Here is a 16,559-nt window from a genome sequence, read left to right on the forward strand (position 1 = left end):
GAGGGGCCGCACCGCTAAGCAATGGGAAGTGGCGGCGCGGCCCCGGAGTGATAGGGAAGAAGGGCGGATTCCCAGCCTTCCGTGTAGGGGCATCGTTGACATTAGGGCTGGGGCTGGACATCGTTGCGAATGATTCGAACGCGCGGGTCGAACGTCCAGTCGGGCGAAACGGCAAGCTAGCACGTGCTTGGTTAACAGCATTCATGAGCCACGTACTGTAAACGTATGACTCAGGATGCTTTGAAACCTATATCGGAACTGCCCCGTGGCGAGTTTGCCTTCCCCGGCCCGCTTCGCGACGCCCTCGTTACCGCCATCCTGAACGGCACGAAAACCACCACGTCATCCTTGCTGGTTGAGCACCCGCGCGGCCGCGACCCGCGCGAGGATGTGGGCACCCTAGAGGCCGTCCTCGACTCACACGACAACGTGGTGTGCGTCATCCGTACCACCGAGGTCGAGGTCCGCCGGCTTGCCGACGTCAGCGACGAGCACGCCATCGCCGAGGGTGAGGGCTACGCCGACGCCAGCGACTGGCGCGCCGGGCACGAGCAGTTCTGGCGTTCACCCGAGTTCGTTGAGTACATCGGAGAGCTAGATATCAACGATGACACTCAGGTGGTGTGTCAGCGTTTCACCGTTGATGGGCGGTACCCGGTTAGGGCATTGGAGCCGTGGGATTCCTGAAGGGACATGCCCGTGGTCTAGGCGTTTTCGTAGCTCGTGCCCAGCGGTAAGCATCTGGACTATGAATGTTCATCTAGATTTTGCCTCAAGGTCGGGGAACCTCTAGCCGCGTTAGGCAGAATGCCTCTATGCGCAATCGTCACACCATTCTTGCTTTGACTGCTCTTCTTTCTCTCAACGCATCTAACGCTATCGCTGCTGAATCGGACCCAGGTCAGGCGGCAGTAGCGACCGGAGACGTTGTCTACTTCCAGGACATGAAGGAGTTTGAGCCCCGAGCCTGGGATGACGGGAGCCACCAAGGCGGCATCGCCTACCTAGCAACTGCCCTTGAGAATATCCGCCAAGAAGAAGGCGACCCTATCGTCGCCTTTGGTGGAGAACTTGCTGCCGGCAGCCTATTCGGCTCAGTCTTTCGCGGTGAGCCATTTGTCGAGGCTTTTAACGAACTCGGCGTGGACGTCGGCAACTTTGGCAACCACGACTTTGATTACGGCGTGGACCATACTCGTAGCCTTATCGAAAAGGCCGAGTTTCCGTGGATTTCCAGCAACCTGACTACCCAGAATGGCGAGCCGATCAGCGATGACGGGACCACCTTCACTGCTAAATCCGGTGAACTCACCGTCGGGTTTGTTTCTCTTACTGCCGACCTTGATCGAACCGTAGCTGCCAAGGATGTCGTGACGGGGGACTTCGCTGAATCCGCACGCGCCGGGGTTAACAAGCTCCAAGAAGAAGGCGTTGATGCGATCGTTTTGCTGAGCCAGATCTCAAAAGAAGACACCACTCGGGTAATGGAAGAGATTCCCGAGCTTGCAGCAGCGCTGCGTGAAGAAAACGAGGCGCAATCACCGGAAGAAGTAACCTACACCGCAGATGATCGGCCGATTATCGCACCGCGTGCTGATTATGGAACGTTGGTTCACCTCGACGTCACCGTTGACCGTTCCACGCAGAAGACCACGGTGAAGGTAGTGAACCATCCGGTCAATCCATCGCTTCCTGCTAACGAAGAGTGGAAGGCACGCAGCGAGAAACTCTACGGTGAATTAGACCGTCAACTGGGCGAGCAACTTGGTACTGCGACGCAGGCTTTATCAAAAGCAGAACTAGGCCCGTTGGTAGCGGATGCATACCGCGAACATTTCGATACTCAGCTCGGATGGCAGAACGGTGGCGGCCAGCGTGCTGACATGAAAGAAGGGACCTTGACCCGTCGCGATGCGCAATCGGTGCTTCCTTTCGGTAACTCACCAATCGCGATTCAAGCAACGGGCGCACAGATTAAAGATGCACTGGAAAAGGGTATTGAATCTAATCCGGATGGTGGGAATGGCTTCCCACGGACTGCCGGATTCACGTTTGATTACGACATGAATGCGCCATTCGGTGAGCGCGTCACGGCGATAAAGCTCGATGATGGCACGTCAATGGATATGAATGCCACCTATTCACTAGCCATTAGCAACTACGTGGTAAACGGTGGCGACAAGATCGATTCATTCAGCGATGCGCGCGTTACTTCTACAGGCACGGCAATCGACGTCGATGTCTTTTCCGAGTACATCAAGCGGCATGGTGAGCTCTCACCTTTGAAGACTCCTGATAAGCCAAACGATCCCGCAGACGGTGGGAAGGCAGAAGAATCATCGATTGGCTCTTCGCGTGGAGCAGCCCGTGGAGCAGCCGTTGCCATCGGGGTGATTGCTGCACTGGCAGGAGCCTTCATCGCGTTTACTCCCAAGACTGTACTGGATGGGATTGTTCGCTATTTGAAGAATTTCTTGCCGGGCTCGTGGCAACTAAATCTTCCTTCGGATCACTTCCTCTTGCAGGGACTGCATCAATAACCAGGGTATTTCAGTTCTACGGAGTCATTCCCACGTATCAAAAGAGTGGCTGGGCTGCGAGTGATAAGTTGAGCTTCTTCGTCAATGCGACATGGATCTCGATGAGGTAATTCTTTTTTCAGCCCAGTCGGTACACCTCGTAGTCGCCCGGCACACCTGCGCCGGGGACGTGCTGAAGTCCGAGCTTCAATGCTAGGGCAATCGACGCCTCATTGGTGGGGTCGATGATCGCGACAACGGGGAGCTGCGGAAAACGCTCTCGCGCACTGGCAATCGCAGCGGCTGCGGCCTCCTTGGCATAGCCCCGGCCTTGCGATTCGGGCGCGAAGCGGTAGTAGAGATTGAGTACTTCTTCACCGGCTTCTTCGCTATGCCGCACACCCGTAAAACCAATGGTCGTTCCATCGTGAGTGGACACCACGTAGTAGCCCAGCTGCTTCTCACTCCAGTTCTCTTGCCACGAGCGTGCCAGCTCTTCGGCCTCATCCCTGGTCTTCATAGCCAGCTCAGGGCGGTGCTCGTAGGTACGGACATTCGAGTGAATGGCAAAGATGGTGTCAATATCGGCATCCGTAGGCACCGACAATGAGAGCCGTGAAGTCTGGAGGGCGAAATCCTGATTCATAGGGGTTCCTTTCATTGAAATTTACAGGACTCCCAGGTTATCCAATCACGAGGTGAAAACCCTTCAATTCCCATCAAACTCATCTGCTTAGTGTCCACTAAACGAGGGGTCCTCACGATCAGCACGCATGTAATACATGTGCATGCAGTGAAGGACTATCTGTCCAGGGGACGTGGCCGATCTTCCTCCCCTCTTCGTCAAGGAGAACTCCCGCTCTCTTGTGATGTTGCAGGAGGATGCTGCGGCTGACTACGCGAGTCGGTAAGCCGCGGACTACGTCAGATTCCACTTCGTTGGCTTGGCTGAAGGACCTTAGCCATAAGATGACGTAGAGGTTTGCTTCCCCACCTACCAGTGTTGTACACAAGCGCGCGTCTGGAAAGGTCTTAATCTTCGTGACTACCTCGTCGAGCTTAGCCGGCGGGACAAGTAGCCATAGGGCCAGCACCCCAGGCCATTCGTCGTGGAGCGGTGCAGCCTCCACTCGCTGGATAAGGACCCGCCGTGAGAGGAACTGTTTAACAATCCGTCGGGCCTGTGGGTCACCGAGCCCCAAAGATGAAGCAATACGTGAGGCGCCGGCTCGTCCATCGCATTCCAACACGCGAAGCGTCTTTTCCACACGTTCGTCGAACTCTACTTCCGGGAACTTGTAATGGTTGAGTGGTTTTTCGATTCGGCCAAGGGTACCGCTGTTCCACTGAGCACCTTCAAGCTGGACATCCGACATTAGTGAAATGATTAGTTCGGATATGCCCTCGACCTGACCTATGGACACATTGAGTACTGGGCGCACGCGGCTCTTGTCAGGAACAAAGACAATGAGCTGAATCTGGTACGCGCCGGTCATCTCACTTACCGACATCACTTCTGGGACCTGACAAAGTTGCTTGGCGACTGCCTCTACGAACCCTGGCTGGCACTTGACCCGCACGCTGAAGCACATCAACCCACGGACCCTATTTGGGTAGGTAGCGATCCAACCGGCTCCCGACTCCACCAGAGCGTGCCAATGTCGCCTCACCGTGGGGCCACTTACCCCAATTGTCCGCGCGATTTCCGCCCAGGGCGCGCGGGGATTGCGTTGAAGGGCATCAAATAACGCGAAGTCCAATTCCGACATCAGGGGCTTTCGCGGATCTATTCCAGAGTTCATATCGAATACCTTCTCCTGATTCCGGGCATCTTTCAAACAATTAGAGCTTTCGGAAAGTCGATTTGATTAGCATACCTCGACAATGTGATGCACGACATTATGTGGCGTGGATTGCGGCTATATCTCACTTTCGTTCGTTAAGGAGTTCCATGTTTGAGCAAGAAAAGTCTTCGACCAACATCAGGAGTTTGGTCAATTCGCTGCAAAGCTATGCCAACGAATTTGCCGATAACCTCGCCGACGTCGCCAAGGATCTGTGGGATCACCCTGAAATCCGTTTCACCGAGTATCACGCCGCCAAGCGGCTTACCGCTGAGTTAGAGGACGCCGGGTTCGATGTCACCCGCGGCTTCGGAGGCCTTGAAACGGCTTTTGTAGGTAAGTGGTCCTCGGCCAGTGCTACCGCCGATTCGCCAACACTGGCAGTCTTTTGTGAGTACGACGCCTTGGAAGAGGTAGGCCATGCCTGCGGCCACAACATCATCGCAGCAAGCGGCTTGGGCGCAGCGAAAATCGCTAAAGCAGATTTGGAAGCCGATGGGAAGACGGGCGCTCACTTGGTGGTTATCGGCAGCCCCGGTGAAGAGGGCGGGGCAGGTAAGGTTCCGTTGATCGAGAATGGGGTGCTCGAGGGGGTTGACTACGCCGTAATGATCCACCCGAGTAACGAAGAAAAAGTCGGGGGAGGGAGCCTTGCTCGCGTCGCTCTCGATGTTGAGTTCAAAGGCAAGGCCAGCCATGCCGCGGCTGCGCCGGAAGACGGGCGTAACGCACTCGACGCAGCAACTCTCTCGCTAAATGCGATCGGCCTTCTCCGCCAGCAGGTCAAGGATGATATTAGAATCCACTCGATCATCACTAACGGTGGGCAGGCACCAAATGTAATTCCTGAGCTAACTGGAATTCGGACTTTCGTGCGTGGATCGGACTCCGATTATCTTCTCGAGAGCGTTGTTCCGCGCGTTAAGAATTGCTTCGAAGCTGGCGCTCTTGCCACCGACTGCACTGTGAGCATCACCTCGACTACTCCGCCCTATCTTTCGCTGAAGTCGAACCCGACTCTAGTCGCCATCGCCGAAGAAGCATTCTCGGCCGTCGGACGCCAGACTACTCCGAACGAACTGTTCTCTGGATCTACAGACATGGGCAACGTTAGCCAAGTAGTCCCCGCTATCCACCCAATGATCCGCTTGACCCAGGATGCCCCGCCTCATACCCGTGAGTTCGCAGCAGCTGCAGACGGTCCCGTTGCAAAGAAAACGATCATCGACGGCGCTTTGATTCTCGCCACCACCTTGCTAGCCGGTTTCCGCGACCCCGAAGTCGTGGAAGAAGCGAAGCGAACTTTCAACGAATAACAACCCAGCAAACTAAGTAAGGAGTGGCTATGTCTAGCGCTAGCTCCCACTCATCGCCGGTCACCCAAGAAAGTGCGGAAAAGTCATCCACACGCTCGACTCGTCAGTTCGGTCGAGATGTTCTCCGTACGATCGAGAAGGTCGGCAATGCTTTGCCAGATCCCTTCCTGCTTTTTGTAATTCTGGCGCTAGCAGTCATGGTGATGTCTGCGATAGGCCATGCTTTCGGTGGTTCGGTCACCCACCCAGGAACCGGGGAAGACGTCCACATTCGTAGCCTTCTGTCGGGTGAAGGCATCGAGTACATCCTGACTTCGATGCTGGAAAACTTCACCGGTTTTGCGCCTCTGGGACTTGTCCTCGCCGTGATGCTCGGCATTGGCTTGACCGAGCAGGTCGGCTACATTCAGCACGCCGTGCAAAAGACAGTTCGTCGAGTGCCCTTCGCGGCCCTCCCTTACGCGGCGGTTTTCATTGGAGTGATCGGCAACCTCGCTTCCGACGCTGCGATGGTTGTCATTCCGCCCTTGATCGGGATCGTCTTTCACCACGCGGGAAGAAATCCGATTGCCGGTGTCGCTGCAGGCTTCGCCGGTGCGGGCATTGGTTTCACCGCAAACCTCTTTGTTGCCGGTACTGATGCACTGCTGGCGGGAATTACCACCGAAGCCGCGAGAATTGTCGACCCAGAGGCGCACGTAACAGCCGTCGCAAACTGGTACTTCAACGTTGTGTGTGTCTTTGCCCTTACCCTCGTTGGAGGACTCGTCACTACCTATATCACCGAAAAGCGCCTCGGCAGGTACGAAGGTTCAATAAATGCCGAGGACCTAGAGGAAGAGACAAAGGAAAGCGACAGAGCTCTGCTATTTTCTTCTGCCCTTGGCACGGCGTACATTGTACTTATTGCGGTAGTCGTATTGCTCCCCGACAGCCCACTCCGGGGCGAGAACGGGGCAATTATCGATTCTCCGTTTATGTCGGGCATCATTCCAATTATTCTCGGATTCTTCATGCTCCTCGGTACCAGCTACGGCATCTTGATGGGAAAGATTAAGGACTCCAAGGATCTGTCGTCATATATGGCAGAGGGTATTTCCGGCATGTCCGGCTACATCGTGATGGTCTTTGCCATCGCGCAGTTCATCAAGTACTTCGAATGGTCGAACATCGGCATCTGGCTAGCAGTCAACGGTAGTGATTTCTTGAAGGAAATTGGTTTTACCGGAATCTTCTTGATCATCGGCTACATCGTGTTCACAGCTCTGCTCAACCTCATTATTCCGTCAGGCAGCGCCAAGTGGGCATTGGAAGCGCCGGTTTTCGTTCCACTTTTTATGCAACTGGGTTATCACCCTGGCTTCATCCAGGCGGCCTATCGTATGGGTGATTCTTCAGCGAACATGGTGACACCGGTATCTCCTTATCTACCGATCGTCCTGGGGTATATCCGCCGGTACGACAAGAGTGCGGGTGTGGGCACGTATATCAGCATCATGCTGCCCTATACGATTGCGTTCTTCTGCACCTTCTTGGCCGTATTCCTTGTATTCTTCGCGTTTGAAATACCCTATGGTCCAGGCGTAACCGCTCACCTGCAGTGAGGTAGTGTGTTGTAGTAAATTGACGGACGAAAGATCCCCGGTCAGGCCTTTTCCCCTTGAGGGGGAACGCATAAATGACCGGGGCCTTTCATTTTCATGGAGACGTCCCGTGTCCGTATACCAAAAGAATGGCTGAGTTACGAGCAGGTTGAGATTCTCCGTCAATGCTGTATGAGCATCGTCGACAGTGCAATTGCAGTCGAGTATCTCTCACGGGTTAACTACTATCGTTCTTCTGGGCAGTTCCGGTATCGGCAGCTCGTGTTTACCCAATCTGCACGCGCGTGGTGCAATCAATCTTGGCGTAGGGTCGTCCCTTTTTGTCAATGCTGGTCATTGCGTAGTTGCCACCGTAGGCGCGGCAACCGGTGTAGTTGTCCACTGGATTGCTGGGCGCTGGAGCAGCCGGCGCTTGGTAGGCGGGAGCAGCTTGCTGTGCTTCCTGCTCCGCGCGACGGGCAGCCTCCGCAGCTTCTTGTTCGGCACGGCGGGCTGCTTCTACTGCTTCACGTTGTGCGGCCTCCGCAGCCTCGCGTGCTGCTTCTTCCTCGGCGTGCTTCCTCTCGCGTTCCTCATTGGCGGAGGAGATTTCACGATCCAAAGATTCTTTTCGCTCAGTGGCGTCTTTCTTCAGTTCGTCGAGAAGCTTTGCTTGCTCCTTGCCAAACGCTTCTTTCTGGAACTCAGACTGTTGAGCCATAGCCTTCTCCAGCTTGGTTACGGCTAACTTCGCGATGGCTAGACGGGTGGCATGGCTACGAGCCTTGTCGAGCTGCTCGTCGTTCCACATGTCATTGAAGTGGAACTGCTGCGCCTCATTCACGGCGGAGCGTGCGTCCTGGAAGGACTGGTAGGCGCTGTCGTCGCCAAAGGCACATTCCGGACCGGCCGAGTTGATGCCCTTGCCCGCAGCACGGGCTCGGTCGGCAGCGGCAGAGACCTCCGAGAAGAAACGAGTGTTGCCGCCCACCTTCATCGGCACAGCGAAACCCTCCTCAGCAACGGAGGCGTTGATGAGCGAGCCTTCTTTGAAAACTCCGGCCAGCGTTCGGCCATACTTGTCTTCGCGTTCATCGTCGTACTCCAGCGTCACTACCGTGCCCACTGGCAGCAGACCGGCCAGGTATTGCTTTGCTTCCTCGGCCAAGCACTCTTTGCCCATCTCCGGGGTATCGATGTTGAGCAGGCGAACGCGCTTGGTCTCACCGTCCTGCGCTACGTCGATGGTATCGCCGTCGACGACGTTCTGGACCGTAATGACATCATCAGAGGAATCCGGCCCCAATACGGTATAGGCACCGTAGCCCACTCCACCGGCGGCTAAGAGCCCAGCGACAACCTTGAAAAATCCCATATCAGGAACCCCACGAGAGAAAGAGAGTAACAAGAACATCAGGAGTATACGCGCCGGATGGGAAATGGAAACAGGGGAACAGCAAGCTCAGAGTTCGAATCGTCGAATTCGAACAGTGAACCCAGGTCTGTCGGTCGTCGGGGGTACCAAAGGCTTGAAGAACAAGCCCTCGTTAAAACTACATATAGGCAGCCGAGAGAGTTCGATCCCTAGGGCTCTGGTCGAGGAGCTACTTCTTCTGGGCTCGGCTCCTCAAGCGCTTCTTCCTCGAAGAATGACGAGTCTTCCACAGCGTTTCCTTCGCTGACATCGCGCTGAACCGTCTTCTTCAGAGCACCCTCAATGAGTGTGCAGAGTGATTCCCTTCGAAGCTCGAAGAATGCATCGAAGTTGTCATGGCGCAGTGCTTCGGGCGAGATGAGGTGGCCGCGGAGGACACCGTCCACGCCGTCGGCGTCGAAGCCAGATTCGCTTTCAACCTTGGATAGGTATTGCGACGGTGCGACGCCACCGATGACACGGTTGGTGCGTGCGCTGAGCGTCGTCTTGTTGACGATGGACTCGCGGCGTTCGTTATCAATGCCGTTTTTCTTGCACCAGTCCTGAGGGAAAATATGGTGAATATCCACGGCCATATCCCTGTATTGGAATGCACCGAATTGCTTTCCTTCTACCCAGTCTGTTGAGCCCTGTGCCATGATGAGCGCAGCAATGCCCTTGTAGGCCGCGGCATTGCGTGTGCGCAAGGAATGAAGTCGAGATTCAGCGAAGGTAGCGTCCTGCACGGTGCGTGGGGCGGTAGTTTCTTCACCCATCGCCCAAGCAGGCACCCCTTCGAGGTCACGTACGAAGCGCGTCTCAATGGCAGAACCATAGAGCTCACCCAAGACTCCACTCCAGAACCACTGCGTAATTTTCTCTTTGACGTGGTGCTTGTCCGCTTCGTTGCCAAGTACAACCGCAATGGCGGCCAGCGGAACCAACTGCTTTGGATAGGGGACATCCCTGAAACGATAAATATGCAGATCTGCGAGAAAGCCTGCCACCCAGATGAATCCTTGACGCAGGGCGTCGCGCCAGGTGAGGTAGTCGTTCAACTCAAGCTTTAAAACGTCTTCTCTCTTGGCAGACAGGCCGACTTTGCGGCCTCCCGAGGAATGCTTGCTTCGCTCAAGAGTCGTCAGCATGGTGATTGCTTGGAGGAAGTCAGTGTTCTCTACCTTGTGGAGGACATCGTGTTCTTTCCACAGCGCCTTAGTCTCCACCCAGTCATCGTTGAGGCGGAAATCGCGCTGGTACTTGTCGTAATACTCCGCATCGCCTGCAAACACTGCTGTGAGGAGCTCAAAAACGTTGAGCGGAAGTCCACCCACGTTGACTTTTTCGAAGACGGTGGCCACCGCTGCCTTGTCCGTCTGCTTGTCCAGCTCAATTGCGGGAATCTTGTATTCGTTGACCTGGCGAAGAATCCCATCGCTGAAGGCTGTCATGAGTTCGGTGTCGCCCAGTTTGCCGAACCATTCGAAGAGTCCCATCTGATCAAGGAGCAGCGAAACAGGGATGTAACCCGCTTCGTGTTGTCTCTCCATGCTGCTCAGATCGAGCACGATATCGCGGTTGAAGTTGGTCCGAATCACTCCATCAGCTGGCACAGAGATTACTGCCTCATCCAGCTCGAAGGGGTCTTCAATAGACCTCTGGATATTGATGAAGTACCTGCGGTCGAGACGCTTGCCACGTGAGTCTTTGGTGTGTACAACGCCATCGCCTTTGAGAGCCTGGGTGAGTGAAGTTAGTCGTTGCTGGCCGTCGAGAAGCAAGAATTTGGGCTCGGAAGTAGCCGTAGTTTCAGTGCTTTCGATGGGGCGTGGCTTGAACCTGACAGAGGAGTTACCAGTTTCCAACAACATGATGATGCCCAGCGGATGCCCACGGAAGATGGTGATGAGGAGCTGGCGGACGCGCTCGTCTTCCCACTTATACTTTCGCTGGAAATCGGGGAGCTGAATCTCCCCGTTCTCGGTAGAACGCATCAGTGCCGATAGTTGGTGCATGTTGGTATTGAAACCCATCGGTGCCTCCTCTGTGGTGAACGGTCATTTCTAGCATGCCTCAAAACGGTTGTCATTGATGAGAACTCGGGGCATTGGGTTCGGGGAGGAAGCACTCGTTTGTGACATATACATGCACAGCCCACAATCGGAGGTTTTCCATGCCGGCACCAGCGGTGAGTGGCTCAGGGAAGTTAAAGCTGTCGATGCTCACGCTGAAGCTAAGAAACGCAGGACAAGACTCGCGCAGGGAAGTGTGGAGAGCCTCCCCTAAACCCGCTGTAACTGTGAGTTTACCGGTCTGCTGAGAGAACCGTGCAGGCTGGAAGGCTATACCCGTGGTTACAGGCAAAAACAGCAAGAAGTGTGATGCAGATCAATGGTAGCTTTAGTTGACGGATGGACCATTGGTTCGCCTGTCAGACCGGAAAGGAAGGGTGGCGACGTGACTATAGAGTCAGTACAGGCTGCATTGGGAGTGTTAAAGGCTGTTGCCGGCAACCCAGGCGTTGGGCTTTCAGAGCTCGCGAGAGTATCTGGTGTGAAGAAGTCACGGACGTATCGAATTCTCCTAACCCTAGAAGAGGAGGGGTTTGTCGTTCAGTCTGAAGACAAGGGCTACCAACTCGGTCTCCAAGCGATGATCATTGGGCAGCATGCAAGGCAAGGAACTGGGTTAGTCCGGGCTGCAGAGGAGCGTATTGCCGAGCTGGCTGAAGAGTTTGATGAGAACATCCAAATCCGTGTCCGAGATGGAGCAGAAAATGTCCAGGTCTTTTCTCGAAAGTCCAATCAACGTCTGCGTGTCATATCTAGCCAAAGAAATCGTCGACCGCTTGGAGTTGGTGCCTCGGGCCGTCTATTGCTCGCTCATATGACTCCGGAGGAAATCGTAGCTTCGGGTTATAAGGGGAAGTTGCTGGAAGAGTCCTTGCGAAGTCAAATTCTGGCACAAGGCTATAGCGACTCATCTGGAGAGTTGACCGCAGGTGTAGAGGCGGTCGCTGTGCCTATTTTTTCTGTTGAAGGTCGTTGTATTGCATGTCTATCGGCATCGGTGCCCACTGCTCGGATGTCTATTCCTTACAAGGAATCCCTTATAGAGGGGCTTAGGGGTATTGCGGGCAGTTTAGCTGGGGATAGTTATTAGTCATTAGAAGAGAGGTTAAGGAAGGAACTATGAGGGATAAGGTATCTCAAGTTTCACGATCTGCAGGGGATGCTTCCCTGCATGATTCAGAAGGGCAAGTGAGTCCGGAGAAAAAGGGGAGTGGAGAAAAGAAGTCCACGAACCCGACGATTGTAATGGGATTAATTGTCGCTCTAGCTACTGTCTTGACTTATATCGTTAAGTCGGGAGCCTTTGAGCGAGATGGCAAGAAGATTGTTCCTGACAGCTACCGCACCATCGAAAAAGATTTTGGCTTTTTGGATGTGTTTATTGGAACAGGAGCTGCAGAAGGTAAAGCAGCACCTGTGAGTCTATTGCAGATGGTGCATGCGATTCCGCAAGGAATTATCGAACAAGCAGATCTGATAATCATGGTGATGTTTATCGGGGGTATGTTCGGGGTTTTGCAAGCCTCTGGAACCATTGACGCCGGATTGGAAAAACTACTTAAAACTGCAAAGGGGAACGTGTATGTTTTGGTTCCCGTACTCATGTTGGTGTTCTCTTTCGGCTCAACGTTTTTGGGGATGGCGAAGGAATACTTGTTAGTGATTCCTATTGTCATAGCCATGACGGATCGTTTAGGTCTACCAAAGGTGATAGGGCTTGCAATTGTCGCTGTGCCAGTGAAGGTTGGGTATGCAGCTTCGATTACGAATCCTTTTGCACTGTCTGTAGCACAACCGTTGGTTGGAGTTCCGGTCTTTTCTGGATTGTGGCTCCGGGTTCTCACTTACTGCATCATGATGCTTGTTGGGATTGGATTTGTGCTCTTCACTATTCGGCGTCATCAAAGTAAAAACTCTGAAATCGTAGCGGAATTCCAGGGCGGAGAGATGAGCGCACGTCAAGGTTGGATTCTTGTGGCCCTGGCAATTGGGGTTGCTTTCATGGTGTTTGCGTCCCAGTATTGGCACTGGAAGACCGATGCGTTGGCTGCTTATTATTTGTTTCTTGCCATTGTTTTTGGCTCCTTGGCAGGATTTGGCCCTTCAAAGGTAGCGACGGAATTCGTTTCCGGAATGAAGAAAGTCATGATTGCCGCTGTCCTCATTGGTATGGCAACAGCAGTGGCAATCGTTCTAAAACAGGGCATGGTTCTCGACACTATTATTGGTTTCTTTGTAGGCCTTGTTGGTGGTCACGGTCCCTATGTATCGGCTTACGCAATGATGATAAGCCAGCTATTCATCGACGTAGCGATTCCATCTACTTCAGGACAGGCTGCTGTGACTATGCCAATTTTGGGACCGGTAGGCGAAATTGTTGGCGTCACTCCTCAAACCACCGTTTTCGCCTTCTTGATGGGCAATGGTCTTACAAATGTCATTACCCCTACTTCTTCCGGACTTCTGATCTTTCTTGCCGCTGCAGAGGTGCCCTGGACTAAGTGGGCTAAATATGTGCTTCCGCTCTGGGGCTTGATGGTTCTAATAGCAATTGCCATGCTGACTGTAGCGGTGGCAGTCGGATACTAGGAGACTTGACGTGGAGTTATTTCCAAATTTGTACGTAGAGATGCGAGACGGCGTGAGGCTGGCCACAGATGTCTATCTGCCAGAAGGACCCGGACCGTGGCCTGTCGTTCTAGAGCGGACTCCATATGGAAAATCTGTCCAATCGCGTTCAGAAATCAATGGAGATGGGCGAATGATTGACAGGGCTGAGTTCGCGCAAGCATTTGTGCGCGAAGGGATGGCAGTTGTTTATCAAGATTGCCGCGGTAGGCATGACTCCGAGGGGAAATTTGAAAAATACGTTAATGAGGCCACCGACGGGTATGACACACTTGCCTGGTTGTCGGAACAGGATTGGTGTGACGGGGATGTCGGTATGCTTGGGCTATCGTACGCGGCGCACACTCAATTCGCGGCGGCGTGTTTGAATCCTCCTAGTTTAAGAACAATGGTGCTTGATTCGGGCGGTTTTGATAACGCATATCGCTGGGGAATTCGTCAAGGAGGAGCGTTTGATCTAAAGCAGGCCACTTGGGCTTTCAAGCAGTCAAAGGCATTGAATAGCCTTAGTCATTCAGGGGGAGAGGAGACTCCTACCGAGGAATTAAAGGCGGAGATCGCTGCTTGGTTCCGAAAAATGCCTTGGTCCGAAGGAAACTCGCCATTGGCAGACTTTCCAGAATACGAAGAGTATCTGCTTCGACAATGGAGAGAAGGGGCTTTCGGTGAATACTGGGATGTTCCCGGGCTGCACAACGCAGCATTTTATGACGATATGCCGAGCATTCCAGTGCTCTTCATGTCAAGTTGGTACGACGTGTATGTTCCTTCCACGATTCGGAATTATCGCGCCTTTGTCCAAAAAGGAACTAAACCGTCTCTCATTATGGGACCGTGGCTGCACGGGGACCGTACCATTCCCAATTCTGGGGACCTCTGGTTTGGCTCGCAGGCTGTTTTCGACGCTGGTTTTGGGCATACGTGGGTTCAACACCGTGTGGAATGGATGCGCCAAGTCTTGGTTGAGAAACAGAATCCTGCTCCCGAGATACGTCTATTTGAGATGGGAAGCAATCGTTGGGTTACAGGATCGTCTTGGCCCCTTCCGAATGCGAAAGCACAGGTACTCCATCTGTCGCCGGAAGGACGCCTCACTGAAGAAGGGAAACCCGGATCGGTGGAGCTAATTGCGGATCCAAATTTCCCAGTTCCGACAGTGGGAGGCCAGGCAACTTCAGGTAAACCAATTTTCGAGGGCGGGGCTTTCGATCAGGTCGAAGCCGAGGGCTTTTTTGGGGCAGATGGTAGTGGGAGGGCCTTGAGCTCGAGAGATGACGTACTGTCTTTTTCCACAGGTGTGTTAGAGAAAGATTTCGTGGTAGCCGGCTCTGTAACGGTCGAAATTCATTTCAGTGCAAGTACCCCGGACTTTGATATTGCAGCGAAGCTTGTAGACGTCCATCCTGATGGAAGTGCTTTTAATATCACCGACAGCATTATGCGAGCTCGCTATCGAAGGAGCTTCTCAGAACCAATCGATGTGGTTATAGGAGAAAGAGACTTCCTAGTCGTCGAGCTACCTGATACCTATACCCGTTTCAAAGCTGGTCATCGATTGCGGCTAGATATAGCCGGTTCCAACTTCCCGCACTTTGATGTAAATCCAAATTCAGGTGAACCAGAGGGGTATGCTGAGCATCCTGAAATTGCACGGACCCAGATTCTGCTGGGACCCGAACGTTCTCACATCAAACTCTCAGTGTTATCTGAGTAGCGAAACAGAGTCCCGAGTGATGTCTGTTTTCTGTTTATAGTGCCAATTACGGGCTCTTCCTCGAATGTTGTTTTATTATGAGGACGAGCTTTCCGGGTTTGGTTTAAAACAATTGTGGGGTGGAAACTTCGGAGCGAGAACACTTCAATTACATTGAATTTTGGTGCTACAGGTAGAAACCCCATCCTTTTGATGGCAAGTGAAGTTGAAAATATGCGCCCTTTCCGTTAAAAAGCTGATTTGATTCGAGCGAATGTATCCTTCAAGGGCGCTCAGTTTCAACAAGAGTGGTTAATAGCGCGCAGAGCTCCGGCAACCGTGTTACTGGTAAAAGAGGCTACCGGTGTTTAGTGGCGTCCTATTTGTACGGACCTAACATGCACCTCAACACCAGTGTATAAAACCAGCAAAGCCTGAGAGAGTTACCGTTACAAGGTGGTCACTCAGATGCTACCAGCAACTCACCGCGCCGCTACCATTTCATTCTTATCAATAGGCAAGTCTAGAGCGTTGCGTTTCGGGTGGGCATGACCGCATTGAGTCTTGCATCGTCATCTTGTTTTCTTCTGGGGCTTATCGCTCTTCTAGGTGCCCTTTGATCTAGTGGGAACGTAGCCTGATGCGTTGGCTATTCAATATTGCCTAAACGGATAGATGTAGGTTCGTAATAAGCGTCTGGTACCGCAGGATCATAGTAAGTGAAGCTCCCGAACTCGAAGGTATCGGGTACCTCGTACGCATACGAAACTGTCCCTGAGAAGCCTGGAGCTACTGAGTCTCCGCATAGTGCGTTCCCGGGAATACGTTGGATATCTAAGATAGATTTGTAGCGCTGTCCCTGGGGGTTCTCCAGCGCAGTAGAAAAGCCAAACCCGCACGAGAGATCGAGGGCTTCTATACTCTCGTTTGAAATAGTTACATCCACACGAGCGAACTTAGCCTTTTCATTTTCCGGAGTCACAGTCTCTAAAACGGCATTCTTGTCATTGGAATACTCTTTTTTCATCTGAATTTCATCAACTAACTCGATAGAGTCGACAGTCAAGTGAACTCCATGATTGGTGGTTGGTTCGCCGATCGAGAAGGTCTCTTCACCATCAGTTGGGGATGAAGGACTATTTTGTGTCCAAGAAAAATCAGATGTCGAAGCTTGCTGCCCCCCGCTTGTCTGTGACGCCATATCGACCCTTTTGTTGTCTATGGCTGTTGTGATTCCGTAGCTGAGCAGGGAGCCGGTGATGAGAGCGACGCCCAAGGACCAAAAGGGCACAGGTTTCGTAAAGAATTTTTTCTTCTTAACTTCAGGGACGTAGAACGGATTTGAATTGTCGATTGCCATGATTGCGAGTTATTCAGCGGTTGGCTGCCGCCGAGGGGCGAGAGGAGACGTTGGTATAAATATCGCTTATTCGTCCTCCAAATCAAAATTGAGAGTATTAGTTCTCTAGAACCCCCCACCTCATTACGGC

At 53.1% G+C, this 16,559-nt stretch carries 12 protein-coding genes; 7 read left to right on the plus strand and 5 right to left on the minus strand.

All coding sequences use genetic code 11. The features are described 5' to 3' along the window. Positions 1–225: 225 nt before the first annotated feature. Together HMPREF2932_RS11950 and HMPREF2932_RS11955 are read left to right on the plus strand one after the other, a co-directional pair. Positions 226–687, plus strand: a complete 462-nt coding sequence (locus HMPREF2932_RS11950; protein WP_046649199.1) for an ASCH domain-containing protein — start codon at positions 226–228, stop codon at positions 685–687. Positions 688–815: 128 nt separating this feature from the next. Then, on the plus strand, positions 816–2,540 hold the full coding sequence (locus HMPREF2932_RS11955) for a bifunctional metallophosphatase/5'-nucleotidase (protein WP_071410220.1): 1,725 nt from the start codon (positions 816–818) through the stop codon (positions 2,538–2,540). 118 nt (positions 2,541–2,658) lie between these two features. Here the strand turns inward: HMPREF2932_RS11955 and HMPREF2932_RS11960 are convergent, their stop codons facing one another. Both HMPREF2932_RS11960 and HMPREF2932_RS11965 read right to left on the minus strand, forming a co-directional pair. Next, a complete protein-coding gene (locus HMPREF2932_RS11960; protein ID WP_071410221.1) occupies positions 2,659–3,165 on the minus strand; it encodes a GNAT family N-acetyltransferase in 507 nt (168 codons plus the stop codon). Between the two features lie 118 nt (positions 3,166–3,283). Beyond that, positions 3,284–4,321 (minus strand): Lrp/AsnC family transcriptional regulator, encoded by a 1,038-nt coding sequence (locus tag HMPREF2932_RS11965; RefSeq protein WP_071410222.1) that lies wholly within the window; start codon positions 4,319–4,321, stop codon positions 3,284–3,286. A gap of 149 nt (positions 4,322–4,470) precedes the next feature. On the opposite strand from HMPREF2932_RS11965, the gene HMPREF2932_RS11970 reads away from it, so the two are divergent. Together HMPREF2932_RS11970 and HMPREF2932_RS11975 are read left to right on the plus strand one after the other, a co-directional pair. Then, positions 4,471–5,679: a M20 family metallopeptidase gene (locus tag HMPREF2932_RS11970; protein WP_071410223.1), complete on the plus strand. Its 1,209-nt coding sequence runs from the start codon at positions 4,471–4,473 to the stop codon at positions 5,677–5,679. 29 nt (positions 5,680–5,708) lie between these two features. Next, positions 5,709–7,283, plus strand: a complete 1,575-nt coding sequence (locus HMPREF2932_RS11975) for an AbgT family transporter (RefSeq protein WP_071410224.1) — start codon at positions 5,709–5,711, stop codon at positions 7,281–7,283. Positions 7,284–7,548: 265 nt separating this feature from the next. Here the strand turns inward: HMPREF2932_RS11975 and HMPREF2932_RS11980 are convergent, their stop codons facing one another. Beyond that, positions 7,549–8,637, minus strand: a complete 1,089-nt coding sequence (locus HMPREF2932_RS11980; protein ID WP_071410225.1) for a thermonuclease family protein — start codon at positions 8,635–8,637, stop codon at positions 7,549–7,551. Positions 8,638–8,846: 209 nt separating this feature from the next. Further along, positions 8,847–10,709 (minus strand): GmrSD restriction endonuclease domain-containing protein, encoded by a 1,863-nt coding sequence (locus HMPREF2932_RS11985; protein WP_071410226.1) that lies wholly within the window; start codon positions 10,707–10,709, stop codon positions 8,847–8,849. A 424-nt stretch (positions 10,710–11,133) separates the two neighbouring features. Between HMPREF2932_RS11985 and HMPREF2932_RS11990 the strand changes: the two genes are divergently transcribed. From HMPREF2932_RS11990 to HMPREF2932_RS12000, 3 genes are read left to right on the plus strand one after another with little or no spacing between them, the layout of a single operon-like run. Further along, positions 11,134–11,838, plus strand: a complete 705-nt coding sequence (locus tag HMPREF2932_RS11990) for an IclR family transcriptional regulator (RefSeq protein WP_071410227.1) — start codon at positions 11,134–11,136, stop codon at positions 11,836–11,838. Positions 11,839–11,867: 29 nt separating this feature from the next. After that, positions 11,868–13,337: a YfcC family protein gene (locus HMPREF2932_RS11995; protein WP_084739041.1), complete on the plus strand. Its 1,470-nt coding sequence runs from the start codon at positions 11,868–11,870 to the stop codon at positions 13,335–13,337. Between the two features lie 40 nt (positions 13,338–13,377). Beyond that, on the plus strand, positions 13,378–15,090 hold the full coding sequence (locus HMPREF2932_RS12000) for a CocE/NonD family hydrolase (protein WP_246818677.1): 1,713 nt from the start codon (positions 13,378–13,380) through the stop codon (positions 15,088–15,090). 628 nt (positions 15,091–15,718) lie between these two features. On the opposite strand, the gene HMPREF2932_RS12005 is transcribed toward HMPREF2932_RS12000, so the two are convergent. Beyond that, complete coding sequence (locus tag HMPREF2932_RS12005) at positions 15,719–16,429, minus strand: DUF4352 domain-containing protein (RefSeq protein ID WP_071410229.1); 711 nt, start codon at positions 16,427–16,429, stop codon at positions 15,719–15,721. Positions 16,430–16,559: the final 130 nt, after the last annotated feature.

Source organism: Corynebacterium sp. HMSC074H12, assembly GCF_001813755.1.
In the GTDB taxonomy this organism is placed as follows: domain Bacteria; phylum Actinomycetota; class Actinomycetes; order Mycobacteriales; family Mycobacteriaceae; genus Corynebacterium; species Corynebacterium hiratae.

Excerpts from the sequence above, each read along its gene's own strand:
- HMPREF2932_RS11950 (WP_046649199.1), top strand. The coding sequence starts at position 226 with ATGACTCAGGATGCTTTGAAACCTATATCGGAACTGCCCCGTGGCGAG.
- HMPREF2932_RS11955 (WP_071410220.1), top strand. The coding sequence starts at position 816 with ATGCGCAATCGTCACACCATTCTTGCTTTGACTGCTCTTCTTTCTCTC.
- HMPREF2932_RS11960 (WP_071410221.1), bottom strand. The coding sequence starts at position 3,165 with ATGAATCAGGATTTCGCCCTCCAGACTTCACGGCTCTCATTGTCGGTG.
- HMPREF2932_RS11965 (WP_071410222.1), bottom strand. The coding sequence starts at position 4,321 with ATGAACTCTGGAATAGATCCGCGAAAGCCCCTGATGTCGGAATTGGAC.
- HMPREF2932_RS11970 (WP_071410223.1), top strand. The coding sequence starts at position 4,471 with ATGTTTGAGCAAGAAAAGTCTTCGACCAACATCAGGAGTTTGGTCAAT.
- HMPREF2932_RS11975 (WP_071410224.1), top strand. The coding sequence starts at position 5,709 with ATGTCTAGCGCTAGCTCCCACTCATCGCCGGTCACCCAAGAAAGTGCG.
- HMPREF2932_RS11980 (WP_071410225.1), bottom strand. The coding sequence starts at position 8,637 with ATGGGATTTTTCAAGGTTGTCGCTGGGCTCTTAGCCGCCGGTGGAGTG.
- HMPREF2932_RS11985 (WP_071410226.1), bottom strand. The coding sequence starts at position 10,709 with ATGGGTTTCAATACCAACATGCACCAACTATCGGCACTGATGCGTTCT.
- HMPREF2932_RS11995 (WP_084739041.1), top strand. The coding sequence starts at position 11,868 with ATGAGGGATAAGGTATCTCAAGTTTCACGATCTGCAGGGGATGCTTCC.
- HMPREF2932_RS12000 (WP_246818677.1), top strand. The coding sequence starts at position 13,378 with ATGCGAGACGGCGTGAGGCTGGCCACAGATGTCTATCTGCCAGAAGGA.
- HMPREF2932_RS12005 (WP_071410229.1), bottom strand. The coding sequence starts at position 16,429 with ATGGCAATCGACAATTCAAATCCGTTCTACGTCCCTGAAGTTAAGAAG.